The 20128-nt window shown below is 67.7% G+C and carries 19 protein-coding genes and 2 tRNA genes; 11 read left to right on the plus strand and 10 right to left on the minus strand.

Annotation, left to right across the window (positions count from 1 at the left end; all coding sequences use genetic code 11):
* Positions 1-2 precede the first annotated feature (2 nt).
* Positions 3-2084 carry an ATP-dependent DNA helicase UvrD2 gene (locus GC106_RS24075; protein WP_173134938.1) on the plus strand — a complete coding sequence of 694 codons (2082 nt, stop codon included), beginning with the start codon at positions 3-5 and terminating at the stop codon, positions 2082-2084.
* Here the strand turns inward: GC106_RS24075 and GC106_RS24080 are convergent.
* The 3 genes from GC106_RS24080 to GC106_RS24090 form a co-directional block, all read right to left on the minus strand.
* Complete coding sequence (locus GC106_RS24080; RefSeq protein ID WP_217280896.1) at positions 2073-2669, minus strand: TetR/AcrR family transcriptional regulator; 597 nt, start codon at positions 2667-2669, stop codon at positions 2073-2075. The two genes, GC106_RS24075 and GC106_RS24080, sit on opposite strands and share 12 nt — an antisense overlap.
* Complete coding sequence (locus GC106_RS24085) at positions 2670-3527, minus strand: aldo/keto reductase (RefSeq protein ID WP_173134942.1); 858 nt, start codon at positions 3525-3527, stop codon at positions 2670-2672.
* 156 nt (positions 3528-3683) lie between these two features.
* Positions 3684-4079 carry a contact-dependent growth inhibition system immunity protein gene (locus GC106_RS24090; protein ID WP_173134944.1) on the minus strand — a complete coding sequence of 132 codons (396 nt, stop codon included), beginning with the start codon at positions 4077-4079 and terminating at the stop codon, positions 3684-3686.
* Positions 4080-4329: 250 nt separating this feature from the next.
* Between GC106_RS24090 and GC106_RS24095 the strand changes: the two genes are divergently transcribed.
* From GC106_RS24095 to GC106_RS24115, 5 genes are all read left to right on the plus strand, one after another.
* On the plus strand, positions 4330-4560 hold the full coding sequence (locus GC106_RS24095) for a hypothetical protein (protein WP_173134947.1): 231 nt from the start codon (positions 4330-4332) through the stop codon (positions 4558-4560).
* 122 nt (positions 4561-4682) lie between these two features.
* A complete protein-coding gene (locus GC106_RS24100; RefSeq protein WP_281368596.1) occupies positions 4683-5054 on the plus strand; it encodes a WhiB family transcriptional regulator in 372 nt (123 codons plus the stop codon).
* The gene (locus GC106_RS24105) at positions 5051-5257 is read left to right on the plus strand and encodes a hypothetical protein (protein WP_173134950.1); all 207 of its coding nucleotides are present in this window, start codon (positions 5051-5053) and stop codon (positions 5255-5257) included. The genes GC106_RS24100 and GC106_RS24105 overlap by 4 nt, the downstream gene beginning before the upstream one ends.
* A 66-nt stretch (positions 5258-5323) precedes the next feature.
* A complete protein-coding gene (locus GC106_RS24110; protein WP_173134953.1) occupies positions 5324-6205 on the plus strand; it encodes a class I SAM-dependent methyltransferase in 882 nt (293 codons plus the stop codon).
* 37 nt (positions 6206-6242) lie between these two features.
* A complete protein-coding gene (locus GC106_RS24115; protein WP_312872810.1) occupies positions 6243-6416 on the plus strand; it encodes a hypothetical protein in 174 nt (57 codons plus the stop codon).
* A 5-nt stretch (positions 6417-6421) separates the two neighbouring features.
* Here the strand turns inward: GC106_RS24115 and GC106_RS24120 are convergent, their stop codons facing one another.
* From GC106_RS24120 to GC106_RS24135, 4 genes are all read right to left on the minus strand, one after another.
* Positions 6422-6772: a YciI family protein gene (locus GC106_RS24120; protein ID WP_173134959.1), complete on the minus strand. Its 351-nt coding sequence runs from the start codon at positions 6770-6772 to the stop codon at positions 6422-6424.
* A gap of 889 nt (positions 6773-7661) precedes the next feature.
* Positions 7662-8558: a hypothetical protein gene (locus GC106_RS24125; RefSeq protein ID WP_173134961.1), complete on the minus strand. Its 897-nt coding sequence runs from the start codon at positions 8556-8558 to the stop codon at positions 7662-7664.
* Positions 8559-8659: 101 nt separating this feature from the next.
* The gene (locus GC106_RS24130) at positions 8660-9961 is read right to left on the minus strand and encodes an ABC1 kinase family protein (RefSeq protein ID WP_173135416.1); all 1302 of its coding nucleotides are present in this window, start codon (positions 9959-9961) and stop codon (positions 8660-8662) included.
* A 50-nt stretch (positions 9962-10011) separates the two neighbouring features.
* Complete coding sequence (locus tag GC106_RS24135) at positions 10012-11016, minus strand: ThiF family adenylyltransferase (RefSeq protein WP_173134964.1); 1005 nt, start codon at positions 11014-11016, stop codon at positions 10012-10014.
* Between the two features lie 119 nt (positions 11017-11135).
* On the opposite strand from GC106_RS24135, the gene GC106_RS24140 reads away from it, so the two are divergent.
* Positions 11136-11666, plus strand: a complete 531-nt coding sequence (locus GC106_RS24140; protein WP_312872811.1) for a M48 metallopeptidase family protein — start codon at positions 11136-11138, stop codon at positions 11664-11666.
* 49 nt (positions 11667-11715) lie between these two features.
* On the opposite strand, the gene GC106_RS24145 is transcribed toward GC106_RS24140, so the two are convergent.
* Positions 11716-13011, minus strand: a complete 1296-nt coding sequence (locus GC106_RS24145; protein ID WP_173134970.1) for a zinc-dependent metalloprotease — start codon at positions 13009-13011, stop codon at positions 11716-11718.
* 44 nt (positions 13012-13055) lie between these two features.
* On the opposite strand from GC106_RS24145, the gene GC106_RS24150 reads away from it, so the two are divergent.
* Complete coding sequence (locus tag GC106_RS24150; protein ID WP_173134972.1) at positions 13056-14156, plus strand: YlbL family protein; 1101 nt, start codon at positions 13056-13058, stop codon at positions 14154-14156.
* A 60-nt stretch (positions 14157-14216) separates the two neighbouring features.
* Here the strand turns inward: GC106_RS24150 and GC106_RS24155 are convergent, their stop codons facing one another.
* Positions 14217-14732, minus strand: a complete 516-nt coding sequence (locus tag GC106_RS24155; RefSeq protein WP_173134974.1) for a PPA1309 family protein — start codon at positions 14730-14732, stop codon at positions 14217-14219.
* A gap of 123 nt (positions 14733-14855) precedes the next feature.
* Between GC106_RS24155 and GC106_RS24160 the strand changes: the two genes are divergently transcribed.
* Both GC106_RS24160 and GC106_RS24165 read left to right on the plus strand, forming a co-directional pair.
* Complete coding sequence (locus GC106_RS24160; RefSeq protein ID WP_173134976.1) at positions 14856-17882, plus strand: UPF0182 family protein; 3027 nt, start codon at positions 14856-14858, stop codon at positions 17880-17882.
* A gap of 79 nt (positions 17883-17961) precedes the next feature.
* Positions 17962-18035 (plus strand) — tRNA-Met (locus tag GC106_RS24165).
* 549 nt (positions 18036-18584) lie between these two features.
* On the opposite strand, the gene GC106_RS24170 is transcribed toward GC106_RS24165, so the two are convergent.
* Positions 18585-19526: a GlxA family transcriptional regulator gene (locus tag GC106_RS24170; protein WP_173134978.1), complete on the minus strand. Its 942-nt coding sequence runs from the start codon at positions 19524-19526 to the stop codon at positions 18585-18587.
* 116 nt (positions 19527-19642) lie between these two features.
* Between GC106_RS24170 and GC106_RS24175 the strand changes: the two genes are divergently transcribed.
* Positions 19643-19716, plus strand: a tRNA-Met gene (locus GC106_RS24175).
* The last annotated feature ends 412 nt before the right edge of the window (positions 19717-20128 follow it).

Below are 20128 nucleotides of genomic sequence, written 5' to 3' on the forward strand. Positions count from 1 at the left end.
TCATGGTCGGCGACGCAGAAAAAAACCTCCTGGAGGGCCTGGATCCGGAGCAGCGCGCGGCTGTGCAGGCCCCGCGCGGACCGGTCTGCGTACTCGCCGGCGCGGGAACGGGCAAGACCAGAACGATCACCCACCGGATCGCCTACCTCGTCCACACCGGGCACGTCGCGGCGGGACAAGTCCTCGCGGTGACGTTCACCAACCGCGCGGCCGGTGAGATGCGCACCCGGCTGCGGGCACTGGGCATCCCGGGCGCGCAGGCACGGACGTTCCACAGCGCGGCCCTGCGTCAGCTGCGGTACTTCTGGCCGCGGGTCGTCGGCGACGCGCCCTGGGAGCTGATCGAGGGCAAGCTGCGGCTGATCGGCCAGGCAGCGCACAAGGCCGGCGCGCCGACCGAGATCGAAGTCCTGCGTGACTTGGCGAGTGAGATCGAATGGGCGAAGGCGTCGCTGATCTCGCCGGACGACTACCCCGACGCGGTCCGGCGCAGGCACCGCACGCCGCCGATCCCCGCCGACCAGGTCGTGAAGGTCTACCAGGGCTACGAGAAGCTCAAGAACAACGCCAAACTCCTGGACTTCGACGACCTGCTGCTGCACACCGCGGCCGTGCTGGAGGAACACCCGCAGGTCGCGGAGGAGTTCCACGAGCGCTACCGCTGCTTCGTGGTCGACGAGTACCAGGACGTCACGCCGTTGCAGCAACGAGTGCTCAACGGTTGGCTCGGACAGCGCGACGACCTGACCGTCGTCGGTGACGCGAACCAGACCATCTACTCGTTCGCCGGTGCCTCGTCGCGGCCCTTGCTGGAGTTCACCCGGCGCTTCCCCGAAGCGACCGTGATCCGGCTGGAACGCGACTACCGCTCGACACCGCAGGTTGTCGGCCTGGCCAACCAGGTGATCTCGGCGGCGCGCGACCGCCCGGCCGGATCGCGGCTCAAGCTGATCGGCCAGCGTCCGGCCGGTCCAGTGCCGCAGTTCCACGAGTACGACGACGAACCGACCGAGGCCGCGGCAGTCGCGAAGCGGATCCAGGACCTGGTCGACGCGGGCACGCCGCTGAGCGAGATCGCGGTGCTCTACCGGGTCAACGCCCAGTCGGAGGCGTACGAGCAGGCGCTGACCGAGGCCGGCATTCCCTACTTGGTCCGGGGCGGCGAGCGGTTCTTCGAGCGGCAAGAGGTCCGTCAGGCGATGTCGGCCCTGCGTGCGGCCAGCATGGACGCGCCCGAAGGCGAGTTGCCGGAACTTGTGCGGCGGCTGCTGGAACGGGTCGGTCTGACGGCCGAACCACCCGCGGGCGGATCGGCGCGGGAGCGTTGGGAGTCGTTGCTGGCGATCGTGGAGCTCGCCGAGGAGCTCACCGCCACAGTGGAAGGCGCGGACCTGCCCAAGTTCGTGGCCGAACTCGAAACCCGTGCGGCCGCGCAGCACCCGCCGACCGTCGAGGGCGTCACGCTGGCTTCGCTGCACGCGTCCAAAGGTCTCGAATGGGACGCGGTGTTCCTCATCGGACTGGTCGACGGCACTCTGCCGATCCAGTTCGCTGACGGCGACGAGGCGGCGGTGGAGGAGGAGCGCCGGCTGCTCTACGTGGGCGTCACGCGTGCTCGTGAGCACCTATGGCTGTCGTGGTCGCTGTCGCGTTCACCAGGCGGGCGTCGGCACAGGCGACGCTGCCGTTTCCTCTACGGCCTCATCCCGGAGGAGCACCCGACCGCTCGGCTGGCGCGCAGCAGCACCAACGGCGCCAAGGGCCCGGCGCAGAAACTGTCGTGCCGGATCTGTGGCCGTTCGCTGGTCGGCACGGTTGCGACCAAGCTCGGCCGGTGCACGGACTGCCCGTCGGACGTGGACGAGGAGCTGCTGAGCAAACTGCGCGACTGGCGGATGACGCGGGCCAAGGAACTCAAGGTCCCGGCGTATGTCGTGTTCACCGACGCGACCCTGATGGCCATCGCCGAGCAGCGCCCGACCGACCCGGCCGGCCTGGTCTCGATCTCCGGGATCGGCGCGGCCAAGCTCAACCGGTTCGGCGGGGACGTCCTGGCTTTGGTGAACGGCACGTCAGCGGAGTAGCCCGCCCAACGCGGCCGCGGTGATCTTGTCGGCCTCTTCCGGGGTGAGCGGCTGGTGGCCGCTCATCAGCCGGAAGACCAACGGGCCGAACAGCACGTCGGTGGCTGTTTCGGCGTCGATCTCCGGCTTGGCCTCGCCGCGTTCGATCGCACGCTGCCACAGCGTCGCGATCGCCTTGCGCCGATCGGCGAGGAAGAAATGCCGGAAGTACGGCGCACCGGTTGGATCGGTCACGCAGGCCGCGAGGAGCTGGGCGAACACCGGCTGGGCGGCGTAGAACGCGCTGACCTGGCGGACCTGCTCGGTCAGGTCACCGACCGCCGATCCGGTGTCCGGCAAGGGCAGCGCGTCGCCCATCAACGTGCCGAAGGCTTCCGCCGCGATGGCCGTTTTGGACGGCCAGTGCTTGTAGATGGTCGCCTTGCTGACACCGGACCGAGCCGAGACCGCGTCACACGTCGCCGCGGTGAGCCCGCCTTCTTCCAGCAGCTCGATGGCTGCCGCGACGGCGGCGTCGTGCACCCGTTGGCTGCGAGCGCCACTCGGAAAGGCCTGGATGCCGGTCCCGGGCTCAGACGCTGACAATCACACCGCCTTGGCCAAGGCTTCGAACTCGTCGTCGCTGAGCTGCACGCCGGCCGCGGCGATGTTGTCCTCCAGGTGCGCCACCGTGGACGTGCCCGGGATCGGCAGCATCACCGGCGAGCGCTTCAGCAACCAGGCCAACGCCAACTGCGACGGCGTGGCGTCGTGTTGCTTGGCGAACTTCGCCAGCGGGCTGGTCTCCTGGGCCAGGGCACCGACCGCGAGCGGGTTCCACGGGATGAAGCCGATGTTGTTGGCCGTCGAGTAGTCGAGCACGTCCTCGGCCGACCGGTTGCCGAGGTTGTAGAGGTTCTGCACCGACACGATTGGCGCGATCTTGTTCGCCGCCTTGACCTCGTCGACCGAGACCTCGCTCAGCCCGATGTGCCGGATCTTGCCCTCGTTCTGCAGTTCCTTCAGCGCGCCGAGCTGCTCGTCGAGTGGCACCGACGGGTCGATCCGGTGCAGCTGGTACAGGTCGATGCGCTCGACACCGAGGTGCCGGAGGCTCAGCTCGGCCTGCTGCTTGAGGTACTCCGGCCGCCCGACGACGGCCCACTCGCCAGGGCCCTGCCTGGTGAACCCGGCCTTGGTCGCGATGACCAGGCCCTCCGGATACGGGTGCAGCGCCTTCTTGATCAGCTGTTCGGACACGAACGGCCCGTACGAGTCGGCCGTGTCGATGAAGTTGACGCCGAGTTCGACCGAACGCCGCAGCACTCGCAGTGCCTCGTCGGGATCCGCCGGGTCGCCCCAGATGCCTGGGCCGGTGATCCGCATCGCGCCGAAGCCGAGCCGGTTGACCGTGAGATCTCCGCCGATGGTGAAGGTCCCCGAGGCTTGAGCCGTCGTGGTCACGGTTGTCCTCCCGCTGAATTGTCATCTGAAAACTGAACTGAACGACTAGTTCACTTTAGTGCGCATCGAAGCACCAGCCACCGCGCTTCGACTGGGTTCGCCCCGGCCAACCCAGCCTCGGCGAGCGTAGTGATCAGGACCTGGCTCGGCGAATGGTCAGTCGAACGCCTCGATGGCTTCCTTGACCGTCCGGGCCGAGTGGTCGTCATGGCCGGCGAACCGGACATTCGCGATCACCTGCTTGGCGATCGCGTACCAGTTGGGCTCCGCGGACCAGTACGACCGCGGGAGGCTCAGAACCGCGACAAGGAGGTCGCCGGGGTAGTAGCTCGCTTCGAGCAACGGTTCTTCTTGCAGCATCGCCAGTGCCCGGGGCGTCAGGACGTCGATGCCTTCCCGCTGTCCGAGCAGGACCCGGACGTCGCCGGGTGTCAGCTGACCGATCGGCTTGGCGCGCAGAGCGTGCACTGTCCTCATCAGGCCGGTCGCGTCATCGGGGGCAGGTCCCCACGCGTCGTTCTCGAGCTGTTCGAGCGAAACTTCTTCGGCCATGATGGGTCCCCTGTGGCTGCACGGCGGTCGCGCCGGACTGCGGGTGACCGCTTGGCGACGGTAAACGCCCAGGTTGACGGCTTATGTCGCCCAATCGGGCGGCGGTGTGACCGGCGTCACCAGATTCTGTCAAAAACCTGTTGCGGGGACCCCGGTACCACCAATAACCTGCAGTAGCCGGGCTGAGAAGGCCCGAAGATTTTCGAAGTCTCCGGCAGGGGACGACGGTAGAGAAGGGGGGCGATCCACGGTGACGAACTATCTGCTCATCTGTGACGCTCCCGGCATCCCGTTGTCCACCGGTTCGCTCATGCACGCCGAATGGCGGGCGTTCGAGCTGCCGGCCGCCGTGAGGAACCCGGGCGGCGTCATGGTCGCGCCCAAGCAGATCTCGATCCAGGGGACCAGTGTGCGCACGGTCCGAACTGGCGATTTCCCGTACTTCCCTGTCCGCGCAGGAGCGCAGGAGGACCTGACCTAGGTCAGGAACCCCCAAGGCTCACGAAGGCCGCGGACCCGGAAACGGATCCGCGGCCTTCGTGTTTTTTGTGTCCCACAAAGAAAACCCAGCACACCACACACAACCGACAGGAGCTCCACCAGATGTCTCCGATCGCTGTCCCTCGCACCGAGGGCAGATCACCTGACAACCCCATCGACTTGGCGGAGGCGGGAATGACCGGCCTGCTCGACGCTGCACCCCTGGCAGGGCTCGACTTGCCCTGCCGTTCTGCCACCAACCCTGACCTCTGGTTCGCCGAGGCGCCCGCTGACCTCGAGCGGGCCAAGCAGCTCTGCGGAAGCTGCCCCGTCCGGGCCGAGTGCCTGGCCGGAGCGGTCGCCCGGCACGAGCCGTGGGGCGTCTGGGGTGGCGAGATCTTCGAGCGCGGTGTCGTGATCGCGCGGAAGCGGCCTCGTGGCCGTCCGCGTAAGGACGCGACTGTCGCGGCGAGCGCGCAGGGGGCGGCGGCATGACCCCGACAACCGACTACACGACCATCCTCAAGGGAGACAACACGATGTTGCTTTATGAAGATCTCGCGAGAGCACGAATGCGCGAGGCGGAACAGGCAGCGAGCGAGCTGCGTCTGGTCCGCCGTTTGACCGCCGCGAAGCGGTGGAACCGGGTGTCGAACTGGGCCGCCAAGCGCGCGGTGAAGGTCGCATCCTCGCTGTGACAAGCGAATCTGCCGACGGGTGCTCGTCTTCGGACGGGCACCCGTCTTTTTGGTTAAGTAGACGCCATGGGCGTGCACACACATGACGACTTCGACTGGACCACACGGCTGGTCGACCTGCGACGCCGTGACTCCATCGCGGCCGAGGCGTACCGCGGCACAGCCGACCGCCTCGTCGGCATGCTGCAACCAGGCTCGACCGTCGTCGACATCGGTTCCGGTGCCGGCGGGATGGCCGCACAACTCGGCCTCGCTTTGCGGGCCCGCGGTGGCGGACGGCTCGTTCTCGTCGACGCCGTCCAAGAACTCCTCGACGCCGCAACCGAACACGTCCGCACAGTGCTGTCCGGTCCAGGCGCGACAGTCACTGTGGACACTGTGCTCGGCGACGCGGCCAGTGACGAGCTCGCCAACCAACTCCCCGCGGCGGACCTGGTGTGGGCCGCCGCGGTTGTGCACCACTTGCGTGATCAGCAGGAGGGCGTGAACCGGCTGGCCGGTCTGCTCGCGTCAGGTGGTTGGCTGGCCCTCGCCGAGGACGGCCTGGGAACCCAATGCCTCCCTTGGGATCTCGGCGTCGGCGCACCCGGCCTGACCGACCGGCTGATCGCGGCGCGTAAAGCGTGGTTCGCCCAGATGCGCGCGGACATCCCCGGTTCCGTACGCCTGACTGTCGGCTGGACCCGGTCACTCGCGGACGCGGGCCTGCGGGACGTCACCTCCTTCAGTTACCTGATCGACCACCCCGCGCCGGTCTCGGAGGAAGTGCGGACCGCGGTGATCGGCTGGCTGCACCACACCGCCGAGGTCGTCACCGACCTGCTCGCCGAGGACGACCGGACCGCGCTCGCGCGTCTGCTCGATCCGGCCGACCCGGCGTTCGTCGGCGCCCGTGACGACCTGTTCTACCTGGCCTCGACCACCGTCAACCTCGGCCGGCGCGGCTGAGCCCTTCCGTCGCGTTTCCATGTTTTATGGTCTGCGGGTGAGTGACGCGACATGCTCCCGGTGTGGCAGACCGAAGTCCGCCGCCACGCCCGCGGAGGCGCTGGCTTGGGTTTCCGAACGGTCCAACGGCCGTCTGACCTGGCTGTGCCCGGCGTGCGCCCGGGCGCACGTGCGGGACATCGAGGGCAAACTGCCGGAGGAGTACTGGTGATCGGCTCAGCAGTGTCCCCAGTGCATCGGCCGGACCTCGATCGGTAGGCCGATCACCTTGGCGAACTTGCGGCCCCACGCCAGCGCGGCGTCCAGGTCCGCCGCCTGGAGCACGGTGAATCCGCCGATGTGCTCCTTTCCCTCGATGTAAGGCCCGTCGGTGACGAGCATGTCGCCGTCCTTGTGGTGCAACACGGTCGACGTTCCCGGCGGGTGCAGCCCGCCTGCGAACACCCAGGCACCCGCGTCCCTGATCTCCTGGTTGAGCGCGTCGAGCTCCCGCATGATCGGATCGAGCACTTCCGGCGGAGGCGGATCGCCGTCGGGCTGGTAGATGCTGAGCAGGTACTGCTGCATGACTGGTCCTCCTTGAGTCGGCCTTTCACCCCCTACACGAACGGCCTGCGCCAGTATCGACACACGAGCGGAGAAACTTTCGGGCAGTCGATGACCAGGGTTCACCCATCCGTGGCTGTACGCGGAGTACCGGATCGGACTGGCGCATGTGGACATTCGTCCCTGGTTCTCCTTGCCTTGGCGGAGTGGCGGATCGGCCGTGCATGTGAGGTGGCTCTGATGATGGGGTGTGCCTGCTTGTGTGAGCAGTCGTGATCGAGGCTGGAGTAGCCACGGTGGCTGGGTCGGTGTTGGCAGAGTCCGGCGCGGTGATCGACAAGCAAAAGGATGTGGGTTGGGCCGGTCAGATCGACGCGGCGGACTGGTGATGGCGGGGGAGTTGCGATGGGTCGCGCTCGGCGGCGACGAGTAGCCGGTGTCAGCGGCCAGCCAGAGTTCCCCCTGTACGGCCGGTCGCGGCGGCCAGATGCGCATCGGGTGACGATGGTTGCGACGGCTCCCTGCAACCGGTCGGACGGCTCGGCCGCGCAAGCGGGCCGTCGGCACGGTGTCGCGCGACATGGCACAAGCCATGGCCAGCGGCACGGCCGCTCGGTGCTGTGGGCGGACGAGCTGGTCGTCGGCCAGGACTCGACGAGCCCTGGACAGGCATGGCACTCAACGCGTTCCCGGCACGACCGGTTACCTCCCCGGTAAGTGGCCGTCAGCGGGAATGTGAACTGGCCACTGACAAACCGGGAACGGGACGGCACGTGGTGGTCGGGGATGGCGTTGCCAGGCCGTGTTGGGTGGGTCTGTGCCGGTGTTGTCTTGGGCGTTGCTTCTTTGTGGTGGGTGCGGGCGGGTGGTGTCCTGAATGGACGGTTGAGGCTGCATGAGGGCTCCAGGGTCAGGCGACGGCGTGGACTTGGGGGCGCGGGCGGTTGGCCGCGGCGTAATAGGCACGGGCGAGGGCCTGGACGACGCCTTCGATGTTGTTGCGAAGTTCGGTCGCCGTTGTGGAGACGACGACTATGCCTGCTCTGAGGAATGCCTCCTGGCGCTGGCGGACGCCGTAGTCACGTTGGTTGCCGAAATCCCAGGCCACGCCGACTCCGTCCCACCATGCGTCGGCGATGCCGAGGGCTTGACCGGAGTCACTGTGAATGGACACGCGCCATTCCGGGGGTGGCAGCGGCGCCTGGTGCAGCACGCGCTTCGCCCAGCCTTGCTGGACCGTGTTCGTCATGGAGGGAAGCAATGATTCTTCGAGCATGCTGCGCAGCGCCGCCGTGCCGCGTTGGGCGCCCGCGTCGATCTCGACACGGATTTGTTCGATCGTGCACAGGCCGGAGTCGATGGGTGCGTAAAGCAAGGCGCGTTGTTGCGACGGATCTCGGTTCCGGCGTGCGGCGTCGACTGCCGCTCGGTGTGGCGGGGCGTATCTCAGACCTTTGATGACCCGGGGCCTGGGCAATCTCGTCGTGCGTTCCACGCGTACGTATTCGCGCGAGGACAATCGGCGGGTACCGGGGATCAGCATGTGCACTTCGTCGGCGTCGAAAGCGTGCAGGCCGTGGGCGCGCAGGGATTCGATGCCGGTGATCACCGCGTCCTCCCCGGCATAGAGCACCGCGGCTTTCACCCGTTGTCGTCTTGTCGGCGGACCGCTTTTCAACAACAGGACGCCGGGCAGCAGTTGCTGCCACGGACCGTCCGGGCGGCACCGGACGGCGACGGAGTAATTGGAGTGGCCCGCAGCCATCAACGTGCTGCGACGGACTACTGATTCGGTGTTCGTGGTCATGCTTCGATCTTGCGGATCTCGGCTCGACCGGGAAAGTCCATCGGGTCCGGCTGTGGACAACTCCTCGGGCGTGTGGCTTGTTCGCTCTGGTTTTCCGCAGGTCAGGCCTTGAATCCTGGTTGCCAGCGCTCGACGATCTCCCGCGCGGGCAGTTCCGCGTCGAGCTGGCAGAGGATGCCGGTCGACCCGGCCAGCACCCGGTGGATCAGCAGGTACTGCGGCGGCAGGTTCAGCGACCGGCCGGTGCGGAAGTCCTGCCCGCCCAGGTCGCCGACCCGCTCGGCCTGCGACTGCATCCACTGCCGGGTGAAGTGGAACCGCTCGGTCAGCAGCGGCTCGACGAACGGCGCCAGGTAGGCGTGCACGTGCTCGGCGGGCACGCGCGTGCCGGGACGGACAAAACCCTCCTCGCGGAGGGTCTCGTACAGGCTCTCGGAATCCCCTTCCACGGCGAACCGCATCAGCCGCCCCAGCGACTCGGGCGTCCCGCCAGGCAACTTGGCGACGCCGCCGAAGTCGATCACGCACATCCGGCCGTCTTCGGCGAGCATGAAGTTGCCCGGGTGCGGGTCCGCGTGCAGCATTCCCGCCCGCGAGGGCGCGGAGTAGTGGAAGAGCGCCAGCAGGTATCCGGCGTGGTCACGGACTTCTTTCGAACCTGACCGGATGATCTTGGCGAGCGGTGTGCCGTCCACCCATTCGCTGACGAGGACCTTCGGCGCGCTGGCGACCACCTTGGGGACGATGAAGTGCTCGTCGCCGTCGAACGCCGCCGCGACCGCGCGCTGGTTGTCCGCCTCCTGCCGGTAGTCCAGCTCCTCGCTCATCCGGGCGGTCAGCTCCGCCAGCAGCGGTTTGATCTCGGTACCCGGTACCAACGCCTGGAACAGTCGGCTGAACCGGGAAAGCTGCCGCAAATCGGACATCAACGCCTCGTCGGCACCCGGATACTGGACTTTCACCGCCACCGGACGTCCGTCGTGCCAGACACCGCGATGCACCTGACCGATACTCGCCGAGGCCGCCGGGGTGTCGTCGAACTCCGCGAACCGCGATCGCCATGAACGGCCCAGCTGCTCGGCGAGCATCCGGTGAGTCGCTCGGGTGCTCATCGGCGGCGCCGCGGTCTGCAGCTTGGTGAGGGCCTCCCGATAAGGCTCGGCCATGTCGTCCGGCACCGCCGCCTCGAACACCGACAGGGCCTGCCCGAACTTCATCGCACCGCCCTTGAGCTGCCCCAATACGGCGAACAGCTGCTCGGCGGTCCTCGCGGACATCTGGGCGTTCACCTCGGCGGCGTCCTGGCCGGCGAGGCGTTTCCCCCAGCCACCGACCACCCGGCCGGCGACCCCCAACGGGAGGCTGGCGAGCCGTGCCGTTCTGGCGACGGTCTTGCGCGGCATCTCGTTCACTAGGTGATTCTCCCCTGTAGACGGCCCATCTCGCAGCAATTTCACTGTCGGGCTCCACACGTGCAGAACACATGGGGCGGCCAGGGCCGACGATCCAGTGTGCCGTGGAAAGGATCAAGTTCGAGAGTGTTGTTCCAGATCGGCGGCTGATCGCCGCCGTCCGACAGCCACTCCAGGGCACGCATCGCCTGCTCGGCGCCCATGGCGGCGGTCGCGTGCGCGCACATCAGGTCGGCATGCTGACGCTGGCCCACCAACTGCGCGGCGACGGCGGGCCAGTCGCGGTCGAGATCCGCCCGGTGCAGATCGGCACAGCCCAGACAGCTGCTCCGGCCCGGCACGACGAGCGGGCCGACGATCCCGATGCCCTCACGAACCCGCACGCTCATGTGCGGCACCGAACGGGACAGCAGACTCGCGACGAACTCCGGCGTCGGCACCGCCGAATCGGTCAGCACCACGAGGTCGGCAGCGGTCACCGGCGTGGACGGCAGCAGCGACCGCGCCACCTCGGCCCGCGGCTTGCCGACGTCCTCGTCTCGGTAGCCACAGCCGGTGTCCTCGGCCTCCACGACACCGTCCGCCTCGAAACCGACCGCGCCGATGCCCGCCGTCGCGAGCAATCGCGCGACGGCGATACCGAGCCTGCCGGAGCCGTGCACCAGCACGGAGGACTTCGTTCTGGCGGCAGCCAACTGGCCCGGCCGGTTGCCGGTCCGCAGCGACCACGTCGCGGCGTCCGCCGCGAGCCGTCCGGGAATCCCGGTATCGGTCACGTCCTCGACCAGACCGAGCTCGTGCAGGTCCCGCAGCAGCGCCGCCAGAGCTGCGCGATCATCCGGCGGAGCCTGCTCCAGCAGCTGCCTGAGCCGGGCCCGGCCGTCCAGGTTTTGAATACTCTCCGCAATCGTTTTGGTTACTCCGCCGATCACGACGGCGTGCCGGGGATCGAGCCCGAGCTGGATCTCGTCGTCGCCGCGACGCAGCACCGGCAGGCCCGTGAGCACCTTCGGCCGACGGGGCAGCGGCCTTCCACCATATGACATACCTCAAGGCTGGCAAGGGATCCACGACAAGCCAAACCTTTGTCCACAGGGGGCTGTGGGTAGAAGGTCACCCTCCTGGCAGGTCCCAAATTGTCGGTGGGTGGTCGTACCGTTGTCGCGTGGCCGAACCAGTCGTCGAAGTACGTCGCAGTAAGCGGCGTACGCGGACAGTCACCGCGTACCGGGAGGGCGACGCTCTGATCGTCCTGCTGCCTGCGCGGATGTCCAAGAGAGAAGAAGCGCATTGGGTCGCCGAGATGCAACGCCGCCTGCTGCGCAGCGAGTCCCGTCGCCGCTCCCCGGCGCGGACGTCGGACAGCGCGCTGCTCGCCAGGTGTGCCGAGCTCTCGTCCCGACATTTGGACGGCGAAGCCGTCCCGCTGAGTGTTCGTTGGGTGCCGCCGATGCGGACGCGTTGGGCATCCTGCACGCCTGTTGACCGGACCATCCGCGTCAGCGAGCGCCTGAGGGAGGTGCCGTCCTGGGTCCTGGACTACGTGCTGGTGCACGAACTCGCGCACCTGCTCGTGCCAGGGCATGACGAGCAGTTCTGGGGCCTGGTGCGGCGATATCCCAGGACAGAGCGGGCCATCGGGTACCTCGAGGGCCTTGCCTCTGCCGCGGGATCGGGGCCGATGGTCGAGGACTAGCTCCTCGAACGCACCGGAGGCCACCTCGCGCGGGTGGCCTCCGGTCGTGTCAGGACTCGTCTTCGTCCTTGTCCTTCTTCTCGGTCCGCTCCAGCTCGGCGATCGGGTCCATGTCCGACGCCGCGCCGACGCGGTCGGCGAAGTCCAACGGCTCGTCGAGGTCCTCGGCGGTCGGCACCAGGTCCGGGTGCGCCCAGACGCCGTCACGCTTGTCGATGCCGTGCTTGTCGCCGACCAGACGCCACAGCGCCGAGGCCGCGCGCAACCTGCGGGGCCGCAGTTCCAGTCCGACCAACGTGGCGAACGTCTGCTCCGCCGGGCCACCGGAAGCACGCCGCCTGCGCAGCGTCTCGCGCAAGGCGTCGGCGCCGGGCAACCGGTCGCCGACGGCGTCCGCGACCACGACGTCCACCCAGCCCTCGACCAGCGCGAGCAGGGTCTCCAGCCGCGCCAGGGCGGCCTGCTGTTCGGGCGTGGTCTGCGGCTCGAGCATGCCGGACTGCATGGCCTGCTCGATCGACTGCGGGTTGGCCGGGTCGATCTGCGTGGCCAGCTGCTCCAGGGCCGAGGTGTCCACCGTTATGCCGCTGGCGAACTCCTCGACGGTCGCCAGCAGACGCTGCCGAAGCCACGGGACGTGCGCGAACAGGCGCTGGTGCGCGGCCTCCCGTGCCGCCAGGTACACGAGCACCTCGCTGGCGGGCCGCTCCAGGCCTTCGCTGAACTTCGAGATGTTCGCGGGCAGCAGAGCACCGGTCGCCTCGGGACCGAGCGGCAGGCCGATGTCGGTCGACGTCAGCACCTCCGCGCCGAGCTGGGCCAACGCGTTGCCCAACTGCGAGCCGAACGCCATCCCGCCCATCTGGCCGACCATGGACAGCAGCGGACCGGCCGCCGCCTTGGCCTCCGCGGGCAGCGCCTCGACCCAGGCGCCGGACATCCGCCTGGCCACCGGGTCGCACAGCCGCTGCCAGGTCGGCAGGGTCTTCTCCACCCAGTCCTTGGCCGTCCACGACTTGGTCGACGTCGCGCCCGCGGGCAGGATCGTGGCGGCGTCCAGCCACAACTCCGCCAGCCGGGCGGCGTCGGCCACCGCCTCGGGCGACTCCGCGCCGGCCGGCTCGGTCTCCGCGAGCCGCTGCATCGCGATCTGTTTGGCCAGGTCGTAGTTCACCGGTCCGGTCGACGAGCCCGCCCGGCTGAACATCTCCCCGAGCTGGCTCAGCATCTGGCCGAGCTGGTCGAACGGGTTCTCCTGCCCGCCGCCCGGCCCCTGGCCGGACGGGTTCTTCTTACCTTTGTCATCGGGCTCCGGCATGCTGAAGCCGAAGGGGAGCTCGTTCATACCTCCACGGTACGCGGGGTGCGGTGGTCGTAGGCTGTTGCCTCGTGAGTACTCCCAGCAAAGAGGCGACGCCTGAGGCCGACGCAGCCGCCGAACGGCGGGCGCGGGACGAACGCTGGCAGATCTCCCGGCGCGGCTGGACGGTTTTGCTGAGCTTCCTGATCGTGGTCACACTCGGGCTGGCGGGCGCGTTCGTACCTGTGCCGTTCGTGGCGCTCGGCCCGGGGCCGACGTACGACACCCTCGGCGCGGTCGAGAACACGCAGATCGTGCAGGTCGACGGGGCGCAGACGCACCCGACGACCGGCCAGTTGCGGATGACGACGGTGTCGCTCAAGCGTGAGGTCACGTTGTTCAGCGCGTTCGGCCTATGGGTGAGCGGGCGGTACGCGCTCGCGCCGCGTGAGGAGTACATCAGACCTGGTCAGACCGAGGACGAGGTCCAGCAGCAGAACGTGAAGATGTTCCAGGACTCGCAGAGTGACGCCGAGGTGGCGGCCATGCGGTTCCTCAACCACCCGGTGAAGGTCGTGGTCAACGAGGTCACCTCGGGTGCGCCCGCGGATCGCGTCATCGAGCCGGGGGACCGGCTGCTGCGGGTCAACGGCAAGCAGATCACCCAGCAGGACGACGTGATCGTCGCGGTCGAGAACACCAAGCCCGGGCAGGCGATCGAGATCGTGCTGCAGCGCGGCGGCCAGGAGCGGACGGTGTCGGTGACGCTGGGCAAGGCCCCGGACGACCGGCCGCAGGGCTACATGGGCATCCGCGGCGTCGACCGCGCGGACGTGCCGTTCAAGACCACGATCCACCTGCAGGACGTCGGCGGCCCGTCGGCCGGGCTGATCTTCTCGCTGGCGATCGTCGACCGGCTCACCCCGGACGACCTGGCCGGTGGTCAGCCGATCGCGGGCACCGGCGAGATCGACGTGAAGGGCAACGTCAGCCCGATCGGCGGTATCGGGTTCAAGCTGGTCGCGGCCGCGGAGGACGGCGCGAAGACGTTCCTGGTGCCGGCCGCGAACTGCGCCGAGGCCAAGGCCGACCCGCCCGCCGGCCTGCAGTTGATCAAGGTGGAGACCCTGGCCGGGGCCGTGCGGGCACTCGAGGACAAGAAGGCCGGCCGCCCCGTCCCCAGCTGCTGAAAAAGACCTCGTGAGTGGTTATCGGTGTTCTAACCCTGATAACCACTCACGAGGGGGATTTCAGGTGAAGGTGGCGTGCAGGGCGGCGGTCAGGTTCGGTGCGAGCTCGGCGCCTTTCAGCAGGTCGTCGTGGTCGCGCAGGCGCATGACGCACGCCTCGCCGCCGTCCCGGAGAACTGCCGCGACCAGCCGTGCTTCCTGGCGCTGCGGGTGCTCGGCCGCCAGCTGACGCACTCGGTCTTCGTCCTCGCCTGAGGCGTTCACCTCGGCCTCGGCCTCGGGAGGCAGCACGACGATCTCCTGGACCAAGGCGCATCCGTGCACCGCCTCCGGCCACATGATGCCCGCGAGGGCCGAGCCAAGGTCACCATCCGGCAACGAATCCTGGGCTATCGGGGTGAGCACCGAGGCGGCGTCCAGCTGACCGGCCAGCTCCGGTTGCATGCGCAGCAGTTCGGCCGTCGGGACCAGGGCGAACAGCTGCGGCGGCTGGTCCCAGCCGGCCGCCGCCACGAACTGCTCGACCTCTTCGGCGAGCGCCGGCAAGGCATCAGAAGTGCTCGACACGGCGGTCATCGTCGCATTCCCACAGCCGGTGACGGGAACCGGAACACCGTCCGTAGAGTTGGACATCTAGGACAGCTGTTTCAGCACACGGCTGTCGGCCAGACTCAAGATCGCTATTCAGGAGCGTGTCCAGTGGCCTCTCGGCCCTCGATCGGCTTGCCGAAGCTGTCTCGCCGCAGCCGCATCCTGCTGACCATCGCGGCGGTAATCGTCTTTCTGCTCATCGTCGGCGCCCGGCTGATCGACACATATGTCGACTGGCTGTGGTTCGGTGAGGTCGGGTTCCGGTCCGTCTTCACGACCGAGATCCTGACCAGGATCGGGCTGTTCTTCGCCGTCGCCGTGTTCGTCGGCGGCCTGCTCGCGGTCAGCCTCACCATCGCCTACCGGACCCGTCCGGTGTTCGTCCCGGTGTCCGGCGCGGAGGATCCGCTGGCCAGATACCGGTCGACGATCGTGCAGCGGATCCGCCTGTTCGGCATCGGCCTGCCGGTCGTCACCGGCCTGATCTCCGGATGGGCCGCGCAGGGCGACTGGCAGCGGGTCCAGCTGTTGCTCAACGCCGTGCCGTTCGGCAAGACCGACCCCGAGTTCGGCATCGACATCGGCTTCTACGCCTTCAAGCTGCCCTTCTACGAGTGGCTGATCAGCTGGTTCTACGTGGCGCTCGTGGTCGCGTTCATCGGCGCGGTCGTCGTGCACTACATCTTCGGCGGCATCCGGCTCGCCGGCCGCGGCGGTCAGCTCTCCGGCCCGGCCCGGGTGCACCTCTCCACCGTCGCGGGCCTGTTCGTGCTGGTCTACGCGGTCGACTACTTCTTCGACCGGTACGAGCTGCTGTACTCCAGCCGCAACGACACCTTCACCGGTGCCACGTACACCGACCTCAACGCGGTCATGCCGGCCAAGCTGATCCTGATGTCGATCGCGATCTTCTGTGCCATCGCGTTCTTCGTCGGCGCGTTCCTGCGCAACCTGCAGCTGCCCGCGATCGCCCTGGTCCTGCTCGTGCTGTCCGGTCTGCTGGTCGGCGTGGCCTGGCCGGCGATCCTCGACCAGTTCTCGGTCAAGCCGAACGCCAACGAGAAGGAAGCGGCGTCGATCCAGCGCAACCTGGACGCCACCAAGGACGCGTTCGGGCTGACCGACGACAAGGTCAAGATCGAGGACTATCCCCCGGCGGGCGCGACCGAGCCGTCGGCGGCCGAGATCCGCAACGACACCGGCACCATCCCGAACGTCCGGCTGCTCGACCCGAGCATCCTGTCGCCGACGTTCACCCAGCGCGAGGCCCGGGCGAACTTCTACGGCTTCCCGGACAAGCTGGACGTCGACCGCTACAAGGTCAACGGCAAGGTCCAGGACTACGTGGTCGCGGTCCGCGAGATCAAGACCTCGGGCCTGACCGAGCAGCAGAACTCGTGGATCAACCGGCACATGGTCTACACGCACGGCAACGGCTTCGTGGCCGCGCCGGCGAACACGATCGACCGGGCGCCGACGCCCGTCGGCGGCACCTCGGCGGCCAACGCCAGCCAGCAGGGCGGGTATCCGCTGTTCACGGTCAGCGACCTGAACGCGATCAACGCCAAGGTCAAGATGGACATCCCGGTCACCGAACCGCGGATCTACTACGGCGAGCTGGCCACCACGTACGCGATCGTCGGCGGCACGCCGGGCGAGGCCCCGGGCGAGTACGACTCGCCGGGCGACAGCGAATACCTGTACAAGGGCGCCGGTGGCGTCCCGATCGACGGGCTGTTCAACCGGCTGGTGTTCGCCGCCTACGAAGGCGAGCGGAACATCCTGTTCAACACGGGCATCAGCGAAGGCTCGAAGATCATGTACAACCGTGACCCGCGGGAGCGGGTCCGGAAGGCCGCGCCCTGGCTGACCGTGGACACCGATCCGTACCCGGCGGTCGTCGACGGCCGGATCCAGTGGATCGTCGACGGGTACACCACGCTCGACAACTACCCGTACTCGCAGTCGACCTCGCTCGGCCAGGTCACCACCGACTCGCTCGCCAACGTCCCGCGCCAGCAGGACAAGAAGATCGGGTACATCCGCAACTCGGTGAAGGCCACCGTCGACGCGTACGACGGCACCGTGACGCTGTACGGGATCGACGAGAAAGACCCGGTCCTCAAGGCCTGGTCCGGCGTCTTCCCCGGCACGGTGAAGCCCGCCTCGGCCGTGCCGCAGTCGCTCAAGGAGCACTTCCGGTACCCGGAGGACCTGTTCAAGGTCCAGCGAGACCTGCTGGCGAAGTACCACGTGACCACGCCGCAGGACTTCTTCTCCACGCTGACCTTCTGGGACGTGCCCTCCGACCCGACCAAGGAAGGCAGCGAGACCGGCGGCGCCAAGCAACCGCCGTACTACGTGCTCGCCCAGGCACCGGGCCAGAGCAAACCGAGCTTCCAGGTGACCAGCGCGCTCACCGCGTTCCGTCAGCAATTCCTGGCCGCATGGGTCTCGGTGTCCTCCGAACCGGAGGACTACGGCCAATTCAGGGTGCTGCGACTACCCACACAAGGGGACGTGACACCGGGTCCGAACCAGGTCCAGAACCAAATGCGGACAACGGACAAATTCACCCAGGAAAGAACGCTGTTCCAGAACACGGGTGTCGACGTGCAATACGGAAACCTGCTGACCCTCCCGGTCGGCGGCGGACTGATCTACGTCGAACCGGTCTACCTGAAGCAGAAGGACATCAACGCCTTCCCGCAGCTGGCCCGAGTGCTGGTCGCGTACAAGAACCGCGTCGGATTCGCCGCGACCCTGTCCGACGCGCTCGACCAGGTCTTCGGACCGGGCAGCGGATCGTCGACGACACAACCCGGGCAAGGCCAGCCGACAACACCACCGTCGACGCCGACCCAACCACCGAACACCGGCGGCGCGCCACCACCACCCAACAACGGCGGTGGCACAACACCTGAGCTCAACCAGGCCATCACCGAACTCAACGCGGCAGTGGCCAAACTCAGGACCGCGAACCAAGGCGGCGGCCTCGCCGAAGTCGGCAAAGCCATCGAAGAACTCGACGCCGCACTGAAGAAGTACGAGCAGGCCAGAACGGCAGCACAAACAGCGCCGCCAAGCCAGCCAAGCACGCCACCGTCATCGCCGACACCACAAGGCGGAGGGTGACCCAGAACACGGACAGGAACCCCTGACCCCACCCGATTTGCCCCGCCCCGCAACCCCCAAGTAAGCTGGAAACAACCAACGCGGGGTGGAGCAGCTCGGTAGCTCGCTGGGCTCATAACCCAGAGGTCGCAGGTTCAAATCCTGTCCCCGCTACGCGAGTGGGCGAGCCATGGTCGGTGCTGATGCACCTTCCATGGCTCGCTTCGTTTTATTTTGGGGGGCCGAGCCCCCCAAGCCCCCCACGGTGCGTGCTCCTTACCTTCCAGCGCTGGTTACCTTTCAGCTGAACCAGCTGCGCGGCTTTGCCGCGAGGCGCCTTCGGCGCCTTTTTCTTTTGGGGCGAGTTGGGTGNTGTCTAAAGCGAGTGTCGGGGGTGGTGGGCAAGGGCGGAAGGTGGGGAAGCCGCGGGGCGGTGATCCGGCTACGCGGACCGGCCCCGGGCGGTAGTCATACGGATCTCCGTCGTTAGGTGCGCGGGAGCGCGGGTGGTCTTCGTGCTCCCTTCCTGCCGTTTGGCCTGGACGTAGTCCAACCATGGGGGTCAAGGGGTCGGCCCACGCGAAGAACCTGGCTGGAAGTCGAACCGATCCCCTTGACGGCCATGGTTGCCTTTGGCAGGCCGGGCGGGAGGAAGGGAGTGCGGCCCCCTCTCCTCTTGGTGGCCTGCCCGTCCGGCGAGGACACCCTCTTTCAAAAGACGGCTCAGAAGCGGCGGCGGTACTCGGCGGGGGAGACGCCAAGGGCGCGGATGAAAGCACGGCGCATGGTTTCGGGTGTCCCATATCCACAGTCCCGGGCGACACGGCTGATGCCGGCGTTGGTGTCCTCCAGCAGACGCCGAGCGGTCTCCAGGCGGACACGATCGACGTACCGCCCCGGCGTCATCCCCGTCTCCGCTGTGAAGGCCCGAGTGAACTGCCGGGGCGACAGATTGGCCCGTTCGGCCAACGCTTCGACGGACAGCTTCGCCGCCGGGTGCTCGATGATCCACTGCTGGACCTCCCGGAGCGGTTCACGCACCGCCGCCTGCAACTTCAACGGAGCGCTGAACTGCGTCTGATTGCCCGGGCGCCGCAGGTACATCACCAGATGCCGGGCGATGGTCAACGCGCACTCGCGCCCCAGGTCCTCTTCGACCAGAGCGAGTGCCAGGTCGATGCCGCTGGTCACGCCCGCGGACGTCGAAATCTTCCCGTCCCGCACGAAAATCGGCTCCGGGTCCACTTCGATGTCCGGGTGCTGCCGCGCCAGCAGGTCACACGCGAACCAGTGCGTCGTCACCCGGCGCCCGGACAGCAACCCCGCCTCCGCCAACAGGAAGACACCACTGCAGACAGACACGACCCGCTCAGCCCGCATGGCGTGCTCCCGCAGCCACTCCACCAACTCGGGCTGGCCGTCCAAAGTCCCGTAGCCACCGGGCACGATCAGCGTGTGCGGCTTCGGGGCCGAACACAGGTCGATGTCAGGTGTGATCCGCAGCCCGCTCGAACCACGGACCACAGCGCCGCCGATCGACGCCGTGACCACTTCGTACGCGTCCCGGCCGGAGTACCGGGCCGCACCGGCGAACACCTCGAGCGGCCCCGTCACGTCGAGGCTCTGGAACCCGTCGAACAAGGGGATCAGCACGAGCTTCGACATGCCCTCATGGTGGTCCTGACCAGGCATCGCCCGCAATGACGAACAGCCACCTTTCCGGACACGACACCCCCCTGAAAACCCCTCGACACCACCATGTAGAGTTCTAACTACAACGACGCGGGGTGGAGCAGCTCGGTAGCTCGCTGGGCTCATAACCCAGAGGTCGCAGGTTCAAATCCTGTCCCCGCTACGCGGATGGGCGGAGTGTGGTCGGCGCTGGGGCGCCTTCCGCACTCCGCTTCGTTTTGTTTTGGGGGGCCGAGCCCCCCAAGCCCCCCACGGTGCGTGCTCCTTACCTTCCAGCGCTGGGCGCGTACCTCTTGGACCAGCGACTTGGTTTGCGCAGCTTCCAGCGCTGGGTGCGTACCTCTTGGACCAGCGACTTGGTTTGCGCAGCTTCCAGCGCTGGGTGCGTGGCTCTTGGACCAGCGGCTTGGGTTTGCGCAGCTTCCAGCGCTGTTGCTTGGGGGTGACCAGGACTTGGGGGTTTGGCTTCTTTCAGCCATGGTTGCTTGGGCTTGGGCCGGTGGCTTGGGTTGGCTTCTTTCAGCGGTGGTTGCTTGGGGTGGCCATTGGTTTGGGATTGGTTGTGGGGGTGGGGT

Source organism: Kibdelosporangium persicum (genome assembly GCF_013280595.1).
GTDB classification, from domain to species: Bacteria; Actinomycetota; Actinomycetes; order Mycobacteriales; family Pseudonocardiaceae; genus Kibdelosporangium; species Kibdelosporangium persicum.

Bases quoted from the DNA above. Each gene is read 5' to 3' on its own strand.
- GC106_RS24075 (WP_173134938.1), top strand. From the start codon at position 3: ATGGTCGGCGACGCAGAAAAAAACCTCCTGGAGGGCCTGGATCCGGAG.
- GC106_RS24090 (WP_173134944.1), bottom strand. From the start codon at position 4,079: ATGGCCGAAGAAGTTTCGCTCGAACAGCTCGAGAACGACGCGTGGGGA.
- GC106_RS24100 (WP_281368596.1), top strand. From the start codon at position 4,683: ATGTCTCCGATCGCTGTCCCTCGCACCGAGGGCAGATCACCTGACAAC.
- GC106_RS24105 (WP_173134950.1), top strand. From the start codon at position 5,051: ATGACCCCGACAACCGACTACACGACCATCCTCAAGGGAGACAACACG.
- GC106_RS24110 (WP_173134953.1), top strand. From the start codon at position 5,324: ATGGGCGTGCACACACATGACGACTTCGACTGGACCACACGGCTGGTC.
- GC106_RS24120 (WP_173134959.1), bottom strand. From the start codon at position 6,772: ATGCAGCAGTACCTGCTCAGCATCTACCAGCCCGACGGCGATCCGCCT.
- GC106_RS24125 (WP_173134961.1), bottom strand. From the start codon at position 8,558: ATGACCACGAACACCGAATCAGTAGTCCGTCGCAGCACGTTGATGGCT.
- GC106_RS24130 (WP_173135416.1), bottom strand. From the start codon at position 9,961: ATGCCGCGCAAGACCGTCGCCAGAACGGCACGGCTCGCCAGCCTCCCG.
- GC106_RS24135 (WP_173134964.1), bottom strand. From the start codon at position 11,016: ATGTCATATGGTGGAAGGCCGCTGCCCCGTCGGCCGAAGGTGCTCACG.
- GC106_RS24145 (WP_173134970.1), bottom strand. From the start codon at position 13,011: ATGAACGAGCTCCCCTTCGGCTTCAGCATGCCGGAGCCCGATGACAAA.
- GC106_RS24155 (WP_173134974.1), bottom strand. From the start codon at position 14,732: ATGACCGCCGTGTCGAGCACTTCTGATGCCTTGCCGGCGCTCGCCGAA.
- GC106_RS24170 (WP_173134978.1), bottom strand. From the start codon at position 19,526: ATGTCGAAGCTCGTGCTGATCCCCTTGTTCGACGGGTTCCAGAGCCTC.